The sequence below is a fragment of the Mesorhizobium sp. B2-8-5 genome (assembly GCF_006440675.2).
GTDB lineage: Bacteria > Pseudomonadota > Alphaproteobacteria > Rhizobiales > Rhizobiaceae > Mesorhizobium.
On the sequence record NZ_CP083951.1, the window covers coordinates 5,983,039 to 5,995,867 of the forward strand.

Here is a 12,829-nt window from a genome sequence, read left to right on the forward strand (position 1 = left end):
CGTTGTTCATCGATTGGTCCTAGCTTGCGCGCGGCGACCAACACGAAAAGACAGGTTCCTTGACCGAAACCGGCATCCACTACCTCGACGCAAGCGGGCCGGAAGGCATGCGGCTTTACGCCATCGGCGATGTGCATGGGCGGCACGACCTGCTCGCCGCCATGCACCGGCGCATCGAGAGCGAACTGGAATATGCGCCCGCGTCCGACTGGCGCATCATCCATCTCGGCGACTATGTCGACCGCGGGCCGGATTCCAGAAGCGTCATCGATTTCCTGATCGAGGCGCAGAAACGCGATCCGCGCAACATCATGCTCGCCGGCAACCACGACATCGGCATGCTCGAATTCCTTGCCGATGCCGAGCCGGACGGCCTGTTCATGAATTACGGCGGCGTGCAGACGGCGCAGTCCTATGGCGTGGATCTGCTGCGCGACGGCCATTGGTTCGGCAAGGCGGAAGCGATCGCACGGGGACATATGGCCCTGGTGAAAGCGGTGCCGCGCAGCCATGTCGACTTCCTGCAATCGCTGGCTTTTTCGGTGAGTTTCGGCGACTTCTTCTTCTGCCATGCAGGGATAAGGCCGGGCGTGCCGCTCGACGGTCAGAGCCAGCAGGACCTGATCTGGATCCGTGACGCCTTCCATGACCACCCCGGTCTCTTTCCCAAGGTGATCGTGCATGGGCACACGCCGGTACCCGAGGCCGAGGTCAGAGCCAACCGCGTCAATGTCGACACGCTTGCCTGGAAATCCGGAACGCTGAGCGCGCTCGCCATCGATGGCGGCGACAAACGCATCATCGCCGTGCAGGGGAAAGCGCTTTAGGCGCGATCCCGGCGCGGACGTGCCTCAGATTTTGTCGGGATCTAGTTCAGCGAGGCGGTGACGCCGTAGCCGTCGACGGCCCGGTGGTTGGTCGCTGCGTCGGCGGCATAAATGCCCAGGCCGCAGAGCACGATGGCAGACAGCATGACAAAAGACAGGAGAGCTGCTTTCACGGACGTCATCTCTGGTTAAGCTTTCTGCATCTGGGCACGAGGCGGTTACCAATGCGTTGAAACGATAAAATGCGTCTCAATGTTTCGACGATTTCGCGCTTCTAAGCAGATTCTGTATCGCCGGTGTGTCGGCTGGATCACACAAAAGGTTCATGGCGGTTGCACCGACGATACAAAGCGCGCCCTCTTAGGCGAGCGGCCGGACACAAACCAAGAAAGAAGAATGTTGTCCCCAGGCGGAAACCAGCAAGCGTGCCAATTATGCCACGCCTCGTCCAAGGATGGGCTTGGATCAGATCGTGGCCACCCAGGCGCGGGCAATTGCCAGCCCGGCGGCGTCGGCGTCGGCGCCATTGCGGGCGAGCTCGTCGTCGAGCCGGTCGTTCCAGTCGGGATGGCGCTCGGCGATCATTGCAGCGAAGGACGTGCTCCAGTCGCGCACCATCGGCGTATCCGCCTCGAAGTGGAACTGGAAGCCATAGACGGCGCGGCCGAGGCGGAAGGCCTGGTTTTCGGCAACTGAGCTGCCGGCCAGCCGCACGGCGTTTTCCGGCAGGCCGAACGTGTCGTCATGCCATTCGAAGATCGGGAATTTCTCGGGAAGCGCCGCCAGGACCGGGTCCGATTTGGCGGCCGGCGTCAGCGACACCTTATGCCAGCCGAACTCGGTGGCGCCGCCGATCTGGTTGGCGCCGCCAAAGGCGCGCGCCACAAGCTGGCTGCCAAGGCAGATGCCGAGCACCGAACGATCCTTGTCGGCGAAATCGCGGGTCAGGTCGAGCAATGCAGGGAAGTAGGGGCAGATCTCGTCGTCGAGCGCGTTCTGGGCGCCGCCCAACATCACCATGGCGTCATGCTCGCTGCTGTCCTGCGGCAGCGCTTCGCCGTGGTAAGGCTTGCGCAGATCGATGTCGGCGCCGGCTTCCACAAGGGCCGCGCCGATCTGGCCAAGGCCCTCATTGTCGAAATTCTGGACGACCAAAACCCGCATCGAAAACCTGCTGACATGAAAATGCTGGGGCGAGCGATATCATGCGGCCCGTGTCTCAGCCAAGATGCGCAGCGGAGAGAAAGCTATGCCACTGCAGAACCGGGTCGATCCCTTCGGCGCTATCCACGCCGTGCCGGAACGTGGCCTGTTCACCGGCAACCGCGGCATCATCCATGACCCCGAGACCAGGACGCTTCTGAAGAAGCGCTGGGCCCTGCCGGCCTGGATCATTTGCGTCTGCCAGTTCCGCAATGTGCGGCGCGAGCCGATGGGCCGCAATCGGCCTGGCGGCAAGGCCGGCTGGACCGAGCTCTTCTTCCTCGACGAGGTGACGGCTTTGGCCGCCGGCCATCGGCCCTGCTTCTTCTGCCGGCGCGAACGGGCGACCGATTTCGTGAGCCGCTTCGGCGAAGCGTTCGGCATTGAACTCCCCCGCGCGCCAATGGTCGACAAGCGGCTGCACAAGGAACGGCTGGCCTCGGGCGGACAAGGGGAAAGGCTCAATCCTGCATCGCTCGCCGGCCTGCCAGGCGGCACCATGATCGCCGTGGGCAACAAATGCTACGCGCTGCTTGATGGTTCAGCCCTACCCTGGAGCTTCGGCGGCTATCAACCGCCGATCCGGCTGGACGCGCCGGAACTGGCCAGTCCGATCATGATCACGCCACCGACAACAGTCGCCGTGCTCCGCGCCGGATATCGCCCCGTCTGGGCGGGCTAACCGCAGTTATTTCAGATCCGATTGCGACACCATCGGCACCGCCGGCAGATCGTAATAGTCACCGGCCGATTCCGGATAGAGCTGGCGTTCCATCTTAAGACCTGTCTTGCCTTCGATGGTCCCGGCCCAGACAGATATGAAAGGACTGCCGAATCGGCGCCAGAACAGGTTGCCGCCGCATACGGAACAGAAGCCCCGCTCGGCATGTTCCGACGATTTGAACCAACGCAATGTATCACCCGTGATGGCCGCCGACGCCTGTTCGACCTGGGTGGCGGCCGCGAAATGACCGCTGGCCTTCCTGCATTGGTTGCAGTGACAGGCAACGATCGGACGCAATTCGCCACGCAACTCGTACTGAATGGCGCCGCATAGGCAACTGCCTCGTGTAATCTTGCTCATTGATCCCTCGATCCCTCGCAATTTCCTGGCTCGCAGCTTCTATGATCGCAAGACAAACCGGCATTGGTGTTCCGACCTTCGCGTGTCGTCTTTTCCGTACGACTTGACGCCGGGGGGAGCCTCGCTCATTGCTCGGCCATGCGCGCCAATTACAAGATGCAACGCCTGTTCGTGCCGGACGATCTCGGGCCCGGCCTCGAATTCGACGCCGGACAGCAGCAGAGCCACTATCTGGCGCATGTGCTGCGGCTCGGCGAAGGCGCCGAGGTCCTGCTTTTCAACGGCCGTGATGGCGAATGGTCGGCTTCGATCGCCGCGAAGTCCAAGAAGGCGGTCCGGCTGAAGGTGCTCGAGCTGCAGCGGCCGCAGCCGCCGCTGCCCGATCTCGTCTATTGCTTTGCACCGCTGAAGCAGGGCCGGCTCGACTACCTGGTGCAAAAAGCCGTCGAGATGGGGGCCGGTGAGTTGCAGCCGGTCATCACCCAGCACACGCAGGTGGCAAAGCCCGGCATCGATCGGCTGCGCGCCAATGTCGTCGAGGCGGCCGAGCAATGCGGAATCCTGGCGGTGCCGGAGGTGCGCGAAGCGGAAAAGCTGGAACGGCTGCTTGCCAATTGGGACAAGGAACGGCGGCTGATCTTCTGCGACGAGGATGCCTCGACCAACAATCCGCTGCCGGCCTTGCAAGCGGTAAGTGAGAAGAAACTTGCGCTTCTGGTCGGACCCGAGGGCGGATTTTCCGACGACGAGCGCAAGATGCTGAGGGCCTTGCCTTTCGTCACCGCCATTCCGCTCGGACCGCGCATCCTGCGCGCCGACACGGCGGCGGTGGCAGCGCTTGCCGCGATCCAGGCGACGATCGGCGACTGGTGATCAAATCCTGTTGAGGCCTGGCTCAGGATTTTTTGCTTGATCGGCTGCCGGCATTTCGTCCATCTAGCGCCGGCGGCCGTCCGGCCCCTGCAGCACCGCGCCTCCTTTTCGAGGAGCAGAGGGCGCTGTAGCATTTAAAGTCTTGCGCAGGACGTCTAGCGGAAATCGGTGCCGGTTTTCGGAGATCATGCGCACGGAGGGGCTAGATGGCGCGCGACACAACCGATACCCAGCCCATCGAAGGCATCGACGAACTGGTTGGCTATCTGGCCGCCGGCAACAAGCCGCGCGACAAATGGCGCATCGGCACCGAGCATGAAAAATTCCCCTTCTATGTCGATGGCAACGCGCCTGTGCCCTATGGCGGCGAGCGCGGCATCCGCGCCATCCTCGAAGGCATGCAGGAGAAGCTCGGCTGGGATCCGATCATGGACGCCGGCCGCATCATCGGCCTGGTCGAGCCGACCGGCCAGGGCGCAATCTCGCTGGAGCCCGGCGGCCAGTTCGAACTTTCCGGCGCGCCGCTGGAATCGATCCACCAGACCTGTCGCGAGGGCAATGCGCATCTGGCGCAGGTGCGCGAGATCGCCGAACCGATGGGTATCCGCTTCCTCGGCCTTGGCGGCAGCCCGAAATGGTCGCTTGCCGACACGCCGAAAATGCCGAAGTCGCGCTACGAGATCATGACCCGCTACATGCCGAAGGTCGGCACCAAGGGCCTCGACATGATGTACCGCACCTGTACGATCCAGGTGAACCTCGACTTCGAGAGCGAGACGGACATGCGCCGCAAGATGCAGGTGTCGCTGAAGCTGCAGCCGCTGTCGACGGCGCTGTTTGCCAACTCGCCCTTCACCGAGAGCCGGCCGAACGGCCTGCAGAGCTGGCGCGGCGACATCTGGCGCGATACCGACAACCAGCGCTCCGGCATGCTCGAATTCTGCTTCTCGCCCGATTTCGGCTTCGCCGACTATGTCGAATGGGCGCTCGACGTGCCGATGTATTTCGTCATCCGCGACGGCCATTATCACGACATGACGCGCTACACGTTCCGCCAGTTCATGGAAGGCGCCGCGCGCAACGAGATTCCCGACGGGCTGCCGACGATGGGCGATTGGGCAAATCATCTCTCGACCCTGTTTCCCGACGTGCGCCTGAAGCGTTTCCTCGAAATGCGCGGCGCCGACGGTGGCCCGTGGCGGCGCATCTGCGCCCTGCCCGCCTTCTGGGTCGGGCTGCTCTATGACGAGCAGGCGCTTGACGCCGCCGAGACGCTGACCGCGAGCTGGACCTACGAGGAAGCGCTGGCGATGCGCAACGCCGTGCCGGAGCAAGGCATCGCGGCGCCGTTCCGCAACGCCACCTTGCGCGATGTCGCCCGCGACGTGCTCGCCGTCTCGCGCATGGGCCTGAAGAATCGGGCCAAGAAGAACCGCGACGGCTATGACGAGACGTCGTTTCTCAACACGCTCGACGAAGTGGTCGCCCGCGGCACGACCAGCGCCGAGGAGATGCTGTCGGCCTACCACACGCGCTGGGGCGGTTCGATCGAGCCCGTGTTCATGGAATATGCGTATTAACCGTCCGGCATGCGCCGAGCGGTTGGGCGCCAAAAGCCGCTTCAATCGGTGATGGAAACGAACTAGGCTCTCCGATGAGGATATTCTCGAAGGAGAACCCAAATGCCTTCCCTGTTCGACATTTTCGCCCAGGCCCAGAACGGCGCCGGCATGCAGGCGCTGGCCCAGCAATACGGGCTTTCGATGCAGCAGACGCAGGCCGCGGTGCAGGCGCTGTTGCCGGCCTTCTCGCAAGGGCTGCAGCGCAACACCGCCGATCCCTACGGGATGGGCGCGTTCATGACGGCGATGGCTAGCGGCCAGCACGCCAAGTATTTCGAGGACGCCACGAGGGCCTTTTCGCCGCAAGGCATCGATGAGGGCAACGGCATACTCGGCCATCTGTTCGGCTCGAAGGATTTGTCGCGCGCCGTGGCGAGCCAAGCCGCGCAGGCGACGGGCTTGAGCCAGCAGGTGCTGCAGCAGATGCTGCCGGCCATGGCTTCGATGATGATGGGCGGGCTGTTCAAGCAGACCAACAATCAATTGAGTGGGGGGCAGATGCAGGCCGCCGGCTTCGGCGGCAGCGGCAATCCGCTCGGCGAGATCATCGAGCAGATGATGCGCCAAGGCGGCCTCGCGCCGGCACCGCAGCCGGCGCCCTATGGCGAGAACCCGCTCGGCAAAATGCTGCAGGACATGTTCGGCGGCGGCGCGCAGCAACCGCAAAACCAGCCCCAGCAGGCGCCCAGTCCGTACGGCGAAAACCCGCTCGGCAAGGTGCTGCAGGATATGTTCGGCGGCGGCACGACGCAGCAGCCGCAGCTGACTCAACCGACGCAAAGCCCCTATGGCGACAACCCGCTCGGCAAGATCTTCGAGGAAATGCTGCGCCAGGGCGGCGGCGGTTTCGGCCTGCCTGGGGGACAACCGGCGCCGCAGCCGCAGCAGCGCCAACCGCAGCCAAGCGCGCCGCAACAGCCGCAAACCAATCCGAGCGGCCGGCCGCGAAACCCGTTCGACGATATCTTCGGCAAGATGTTCGAGACCGGCGCTCAGCAGCGCGACGAATATGAGAAGAGCGTCGGGACGATCTTCGACCAGTTCAAGCGCGACATGGACCGGCGGTAGGTCGCCCAATGCGGTGGGTATCCAAATGACCCTGGGCGAAGTGATCGTTGAAGGCCTAATGGCGGCGACAACGATAGGCGCTGCCTTTGCCCTTTTTCGTTACGACCTCGTCAATCCACGGAATGCCCCCGGGTACAGCGATATCCGCGACGCCTTGAAGCATGGCAAACCATTGCCATCGCAATGGAAGAGCGTCGATGAAAGCAATCGCGCCGGCTATGGGATATTAGCTCTGTGTTTTCTGAGTTTCGGCATTCTGATCTTCGCCGGTGCACGGCTGGCTGAATTCATCGACCAGTTCTAGCCAAAAAGAAAAATGCCCGGTCCTGGAGGAGGAACCGGGCAATGTGCAGGCTGGCCGGCGGGGAACCGGCAGGGAGTGTGGGAGCCTGCATGAGACTTGGTCGCGCCGAGCCGTGAAAAGGTTCAACGCGACCGGAAATCCAGGCAACGCGGCCGTTCAGGCTACCTGACGAGCGAGATCCTCGATGGTGTCGGCGCGCTCGCTGGCGATGGCGCGCAGCTTCACCGTCGGGTCGCGGCCGAAGGGCACGGCGACGGCGACATGAAGGTCGGCGCGGGTCAGGCCGATATCGGCAAGCTCGGCGTCCGACATCTCGCCCAGGCGATAGAATGCGCGGCGATTTTTCCAGGCGACATAGGCGTTGGCGAGAGCATTGAGCGCACGCGTCGCAACGGCCGGACGCGTGGTAATGCGCGGGGTCTCGGAAGCGAATTCAATCGTGGTCATGTCAGTCTCTCCTTCCAGGAGTCGAGCGGACGAAACCAGGCAAGCGGCGCCTTGGGAGAAGCGCCGTTCCGGTTTCCATTCATTGACGTGATGCACGTCGTTGCCGCCAAAACCGGGGGCACTTTTGGGCGACATGCACTGCTTTTATGTGGACGATGCCAATTTGGCATCGCGCGATTGATTAATCCAACGAATGTTTTTAATCTGTAGCATCAACATCAATGATAGGTTGGACCGATGAAAGCGCCGCTCGACCTCGATCAGTTGCAGACCTTCATCTCGATCGCCGACACGGGAAGCTTCACCCGCGCGGCCGAGGAGGTCCACCGCACGCAGTCGGCGGTGTCGATGCAGATGCGGCGGCTGGAGGAGCGGATCGGCAAGCCGCTGTTCGAAAAGGACGGCCGCACCAACAAGCTGACCGAGGAAGGCGACCGGCTGCTTTCCTATGCGCGGCGGCTGATCCACCTCAACCGCGAGACTCTAGCCGCCTTCGACGACCAGCGGCTGGAAGGCACGATCCGCATCGGCACACCTGACGACTATGCCGACCGCTTCCTGCCCGAGATCATGGCGCGCTTCTCGCGCTCCAATCCGCGCGTCGAGCTGACGGTCGTCTGCGAGCCGACGCCGGGGCTGGTCGAGCACATCAAGCGCGGCAATCTCGACCTGGCGCTGGTGACGCACAACGACACGCGCGGCCAGTCGGAGGTGGTGCGGCGCGAGCCGCTTTTGTGGGTCACCTCGGCCAACCACGCCACGCATGAGCAGGAAACCCTGCCGATGGCGTTCGGGCGGCCGAACTGCATCTGGCGGCGCGCCGCGGTCGACGTGCTCGACCGGCAGAGCCGCGAGTACCGCGTGCTGTTCTCCAGCTTCTCGGCCACGGTGATCACCGCGGCCGTGCTTTCCGGCCTGGCGGTCTCGGTGCTGCCGGAATGCGCGCTCCGGCCAGGCATGCGCGTGCTCGGCGAGGCCGACGGCTTCGGCCAGTTGCCGGACTGCCGCATCGGCATCATGCGTGGCCAGACCTCGCAGCCGGAAATCGTCGACGCCTTGGCCCGCCACATCGCCGAGAGCCTCGACAACATTTCCGTGCCGGTCAGCGAGGAGGCGGGAAGCTTCGACTTCGCCGCGCTCGCCTTCGCCAAGATGAAGCGGGTCAAGGCGAACCAGATCATGCCTGGCTGGTAAAGTCAGGCGCGAGCTGCCGACAGTTCCCGGTCGGCGGACGAAACACCCGGCAGCGCAAGCAATTGGCCGGGCTCCAGCGGCGGCGACAGCAGATAGCCCTGCAACTGGTGGCAGCCCATGCCGACCAGCAAGGCCTTTTGCACGTCGGTCTCGACGCCTTCGGCGGTCACCTCCACCTTGAGCGCCAGCGCCAACTCGATCAGCGTCTTGACGATTGCGCGGGCGCTTTCGTCCTCGTCGAGCAGACGCACAAAAGACCGGTCGATCTTCAGCTTGTCGATCGCCTGGCGGCGCAGATAGCTCAGCGAGGAATAGCCGGTGCCGAAATCGTCGAGCACGATGCGCACGCCGGACTGGCGCAACGCGGCAATCACCGTGCCGATCGCGTCATCGTGCTCGAGCAACACGCTTTCGGTGGTCTCTAGCTGCAGGCGGGACGGGTCGAGCCCGGTTTCGCTCAGGATCTCGGCGACCTCTTCGGCAAAGCCGATGTTACGCAGCTGCATCGGAGAGATGTTGACGGCGATCCACGGCAATTCGGTCGTGACCGCGAAGCGGCAGGCTTCGCGCAGCGCCCATTTGCCGAGCTCGCCGATGAGGCCGCGCTCTTCGGCAATCGCGATGAATTGCGCGGCCGGCAAGGCACCATGCACTTCATGCCCCCAGCGGATCAGCGCTTCGGCCCCCAGTATGCCGCGGCCGTCGGCCGCGAAAACCGGCTGATAGGCGAGCTTGATGCCACCTTCGCCGTCGAGCGCCTTGCGGAGTTCGGATTCGACCTTGCGCTTGCGCAACAGGAGATCGTCCATGTCGCCGGCAAACAGCTCGTAGCGGCCACGACCGTTCTTCTTGGCCTCGTAAAGCGCGATGTCGGCCTTGCGCAACAGGTCGTCCGCGTCGGTGTCCGATCCGGACGACAGCGCGATGCCGACGCTCGCGCTGACGAAGACCTGGTCGTCGATCAGCCGGAACGGCTCGCGCAGCTTCAAGAGCAGCCTTTCGGCGATGTCCTCGGCACTTCCGGCGTCGGGAACGTCAAGCAGGATGACGGCGAATTCGTCGCCGCCGAGTCGCGCAACGGTATCGACTTCGCGGATCGTGTGCTTGAGCCGCGCCGCCGTCTGGCGCACGAGCTCGTCGCCGGCCGGATGGCCGAGCGTGTCGTTGATATGCTTGAAGCGGTCGAGGTCGAGGTAAAGCAGCGCCACGCGCGTCCGGTCCTGGCTGGCGAACAGCAGCGTGCGCCGCAAGCGGTCCTCGAACAGCGCCCGGTTGGGGAGGCCGGTGAGCGTGTCGTGGAAGGCGAGATACTGCGCCTGGTCCTGACTTGTCTGCAGCGCGGCCGAGGCGCGACGCAACCTGCGCAACAGGAAGACCAGCACGCCGCCCGCCAACAGCAGCGCGACCGCCAAGGCAGGAGCGATCTCGCGCACCAAGGCAAGGCCGGGCCGCAGCTGGTCCCAGCCGATATAGCCGAGGATGACGCCGCGCGAATCGACCAGCGGCACGGCGGCTGGGCCAGCCGGCTGTGACAAAGGCACCAACCGCGCGCCATCAAGCAGGTACTCCCCGGCGATCTTGCCAATCACCGCGTCGTTGATGAATTCGACCGACACATGCAGGCACTCGGTGCCACGCGCCTGGGTGATCCTGTCCGAGCTCGGCACCAGCGGCATCACACTCAGGATCGCCGGCTTGCCGTCGAGCGACACCAGATCCCCGGCCACCATCTTCGCAGGCTGGCCGTACGCATCGGTCTGCGGCGGCCCAGCCAGCATGCGACGCAGTTTTTCGATGATGGGAAGAAGCGTGGGCTGGTCCTCGCCATAAGCGGAAGCGTCGACCACCTTGCCCTCGCGCATGGCGTGGATCGCATGATTGGCGGCGTCGAGAATATAGACCCGGTTGTGACCGTAATAGGTGTACATCCAGACACTGAGATTCTCTTCGATCCAGGTCTGGTTGGCTGCCCTCACATTGATGATCGCGTCATCCCAGACCGAAACGCTTTCCTGCTCCCGCTGAACAGACGCAATCTGGTCCTTCAAACCATCGGCGATGAACATCTTTTGTCGTACGAGCGAGGCATCATCGGCTTGGCTGGCCGCGTAGAAGCCGAAGCCTACGACGATGGCCAAAGCGAAAGCGGCGAGCGTCAGCACGGTCAGCGTGACCTGACGGGTCAACGGGCTGCTGTTTTGGCGTACGCTCATCAGGTCCCCGGCCGGCTCTTCTGGGCCTGTCAAAGCAAATCGGGCTTAAGATCGCGTTATAATATTAGCGCGGTTTCTCCGCGCTTGACGCGGGCCGATAAGCGTTCCCCAATCGCCAAATGAGTGAAACAGCAACCGAATCACGCAGCAACGCCACCGAATACACGGTGAGCGAGATTTCCGGCGCGCTGAAGCGCACTGTCGAGGACGCCTTCGGCAATGTGCGGGTGCGTGGCGAGATTTCCGGCTATCGCGGCCCGCATTCGTCCGGCCACGCCTACTTCGCATTGAAGGACGACCGGGCGCGGATCGATGCCGTGGTCTGGAAGACCACCATGGCGCGGCTGAAGTTCCGCCCCGAGGAAGGCATGGAGGTGATCGCCAGCGGCAAGCTGACGACCTATCCCGGCAAATCCAACTACCAGATCGTCATCGACAATCTGGAGCCGGCGGGCGCCGGCGCGCTGATGGCGCTGCTCGAAGAGCGCAAACGACGGCTGCAGGCCGAAGGCCTGTTCGATGCCGGCCGCAAGCGCCGGCTGCCGTTCATGCCGCGCGTCATCGGCGTCGTCACCTCGCCGACCGGCTCGGTGATCCGCGACATCATCCATCGCATCAAGGACCGGTTTCCGCTCCATGTGCTGGTCTGGCCGGTGAGGGTTCAGGGCGACACGACCGCCAGGGAAGTCACGGCTGCGGTCAACGGCTTCAACGCGTTGACATGGGAGGGACCCATCCGCCAGCCCGATCTGTTGATCGTGGCGCGCGGCGGCGGCAGCCTCGAAGACCTCTGGGGCTTCAACGACGAAGGGCTGGCGCGGGCCGTTGCGGCGTCCGCCATCCCGGTGATCTCGGCCGTCGGGCACGAGACCGATACGACTCTGATCGACTTCGTCGCCGACATGCGCGCGCCGACGCCGACGGGTGCGGCCGAGATCGCCGTACCGGTCAGGGCGGACCTGGAGGCGACGCTCGCCAGCCTCGGCGCGCGGCTCAACGCCTGCGCCTCGCGGCATCTGGATCGCAAGCGCCAGGCGGTGCGCGCGGCGGCGCGGGCACTCCCCTCGCCGGACCAGTTGCTGGCGCTGCCGCGCCGCCGTTTCGACGATGCGACGAGCCGGCTCGGCCGCGGGTTGACGGTGAATATCGAGCGCAAGCGAGCAACGCTGGAGCGGCAAAGGCTGACGCCGGCGACCCTGTCGCGGCGCCTCAACGAAGCGCGCACGCTGACCGGCCGCGACATTGCCCGGGCGCGAGCCGCGTTCTTCGCCATCGTGCGCGAGCGCCGCGCACGCTTTCAGCGCAATTCTACGCGGCTGTCGCCGGCGCCGATCGTCCGACGGCAGAAGCTGCAGGCCGACGCATTAGCCGGACTCTCGCGCAGGCAGGACCAGGCGACGGCGCGGCGGCTCGACCGGCTGCGCGCGGCTCTCACCCAGGCGGACCGGCTGCTTTCGACATTGTCGCACAAAGCCGTGCTGACGCGCGGCTTCGCGTTGGTCAAGGACGCTGACGGCGCGGTGATCAAGCGGGTCGCGGAGGTGGCGCCCGGCGTGGCGCTGCAGCTGGAATTCGCCGACGGCAATGCCGAAGCCATCGCAACCAGCGGCGGCGCGCGGCCGAAGCTGGCCGCGAAATCACCCGCGAAAGCCAAGGAGCCGGGCAATCAGGGTTCGTTGTTCTGAGGTCTGTATGAGCAACCACGACCCGCATCTTCGCACGCCATCGGGCAAGCCGCGCCTGCGCTCCTTCAGTATCGCGCTCCGGAGGCCGCCCAGGCGGCTTCCGGCCGCATCGCCCGCGCGGAGTTCATCCCGGATGTCGACATCGACCCGTTCTTCGACGCGGTCGTGCAAGGTGTCGAGGAAGCGATCCTCAACGCATTGGTCGCCAATGAGGATATGACGGGACGCGACGGCAATTTCGTGCCGGCGCAGCCGAAGCCGTGGCTGAAGGAAAAATTCGGATAGAGCGTTTCACGGAAACGCTCTATC

At 64.3% G+C, this 12,829-nt stretch carries 13 protein-coding genes and 1 pseudogene; 9 read left to right on the top strand and 5 right to left on the bottom strand.

The window, feature by feature from the left end; translation table 11 throughout:
* Window positions 1-59: 59 nt before the first annotated feature.
* Window positions 60-827: a metallophosphoesterase gene (locus tag FJ430_RS29480; protein WP_140709097.1), complete on the top strand. Its 768-nt coding sequence runs from the start codon at window positions 60-62 to the stop codon at window positions 825-827.
* A gap of 41 nt (window positions 828-868) precedes the next feature.
* Here the strand turns inward: FJ430_RS29480 and FJ430_RS31660 are convergent, their stop codons facing one another.
* Both FJ430_RS31660 and FJ430_RS29485 read right to left on the bottom strand, forming a co-directional pair.
* Entirely contained in the window at window positions 869-1,000 is a 132-nt protein-coding gene (locus FJ430_RS31660) for a hypothetical protein (RefSeq protein ID WP_263481599.1), read from the bottom strand.
* 292 nt (window positions 1,001-1,292) lie between these two features.
* Window positions 1,293-1,991, bottom strand: coding sequence for a type 1 glutamine amidotransferase (locus tag FJ430_RS29485; RefSeq protein WP_140654012.1), 699 nt, complete (start codon window positions 1,989-1,991; stop codon window positions 1,293-1,295).
* An 85-nt stretch (window positions 1,992-2,076) separates the two neighbouring features.
* Here FJ430_RS29485 and FJ430_RS29490 point away from each other — a divergent pair, with 85 nt between their 5' ends.
* On the top strand, window positions 2,077-2,712 hold the full coding sequence (locus FJ430_RS29490) for a hypothetical protein (RefSeq protein WP_140709095.1): 636 nt from the start codon (window positions 2,077-2,079) through the stop codon (window positions 2,710-2,712).
* Window positions 2,713-2,718: 6 nt separating this feature from the next.
* On the opposite strand, the gene FJ430_RS29495 is transcribed toward FJ430_RS29490, so the two are convergent.
* Window positions 2,719-3,114 carry a GFA family protein gene (locus tag FJ430_RS29495; RefSeq protein WP_140709093.1) on the bottom strand — a complete coding sequence of 132 codons (396 nt, stop codon included), beginning with the start codon at window positions 3,112-3,114 and terminating at the stop codon, window positions 2,719-2,721.
* A gap of 138 nt (window positions 3,115-3,252) precedes the next feature.
* Here FJ430_RS29495 and FJ430_RS29500 point away from each other — a divergent pair, with 138 nt between their 5' ends.
* From FJ430_RS29500 to FJ430_RS29515, 4 genes are all read left to right on the top strand, one after another.
* Entirely contained in the window at window positions 3,253-3,987 is a 735-nt protein-coding gene (locus FJ430_RS29500; protein WP_140654007.1) for a 16S rRNA (uracil(1498)-N(3))-methyltransferase, read from the top strand.
* Window positions 3,988-4,193: 206 nt separating this feature from the next.
* The gene (locus tag FJ430_RS29505) at window positions 4,194-5,567 is read left to right on the top strand and encodes a glutamate--cysteine ligase (protein ID WP_140709091.1); all 1,374 of its coding nucleotides are present in this window, start codon (window positions 4,194-4,196) and stop codon (window positions 5,565-5,567) included.
* Between the two features lie 102 nt (window positions 5,568-5,669).
* The gene (locus FJ430_RS29510; RefSeq protein WP_140709089.1) at window positions 5,670-6,677 is read left to right on the top strand and encodes a DUF937 domain-containing protein; all 1,008 of its coding nucleotides are present in this window, start codon (window positions 5,670-5,672) and stop codon (window positions 6,675-6,677) included.
* 25 nt (window positions 6,678-6,702) lie between these two features.
* A complete protein-coding gene (locus tag FJ430_RS29515) occupies window positions 6,703-6,981 on the top strand; it encodes a hypothetical protein (RefSeq protein ID WP_140643880.1) in 279 nt (92 codons plus the stop codon).
* A gap of 156 nt (window positions 6,982-7,137) precedes the next feature.
* Here the strand turns inward: FJ430_RS29515 and FJ430_RS29520 are convergent, their stop codons facing one another.
* Complete coding sequence (locus FJ430_RS29520; protein ID WP_140643878.1) at window positions 7,138-7,428, bottom strand: DUF1127 domain-containing protein; 291 nt, start codon at window positions 7,426-7,428, stop codon at window positions 7,138-7,140.
* 237 nt (window positions 7,429-7,665) lie between these two features.
* Here FJ430_RS29520 and FJ430_RS29525 point away from each other — a divergent pair, with 237 nt between their 5' ends.
* Window positions 7,666-8,622 carry a LysR substrate-binding domain-containing protein gene (locus tag FJ430_RS29525; protein ID WP_140643877.1) on the top strand — a complete coding sequence of 319 codons (957 nt, stop codon included), beginning with the start codon at window positions 7,666-7,668 and terminating at the stop codon, window positions 8,620-8,622.
* Between the two features lie 2 nt (window positions 8,623-8,624).
* On the opposite strand, the gene FJ430_RS29530 is transcribed toward FJ430_RS29525, so the two are convergent.
* A complete protein-coding gene (locus FJ430_RS29530) occupies window positions 8,625-10,835 on the bottom strand; it encodes an EAL domain-containing protein (protein ID WP_140709087.1) in 2,211 nt (736 codons plus the stop codon).
* Window positions 10,836-10,954: 119 nt separating this feature from the next.
* Between FJ430_RS29530 and xseA the strand changes: the two genes are divergently transcribed.
* Both xseA and FJ430_RS29540 read left to right on the top strand, forming a co-directional pair.
* The gene (gene xseA / locus FJ430_RS29535) at window positions 10,955-12,520 is read left to right on the top strand and encodes an exodeoxyribonuclease VII large subunit (protein WP_140709085.1); all 1,566 of its coding nucleotides are present in this window, start codon (window positions 10,955-10,957) and stop codon (window positions 12,518-12,520) included.
* Between the two features lie 78 nt (window positions 12,521-12,598).
* Window positions 12,599-12,805, top strand: a pseudogene (locus tag FJ430_RS29540) (P1 family peptidase); the annotation flags it as partial.
* Between the last annotated feature and the right edge of the window lie 24 nt (window positions 12,806-12,829).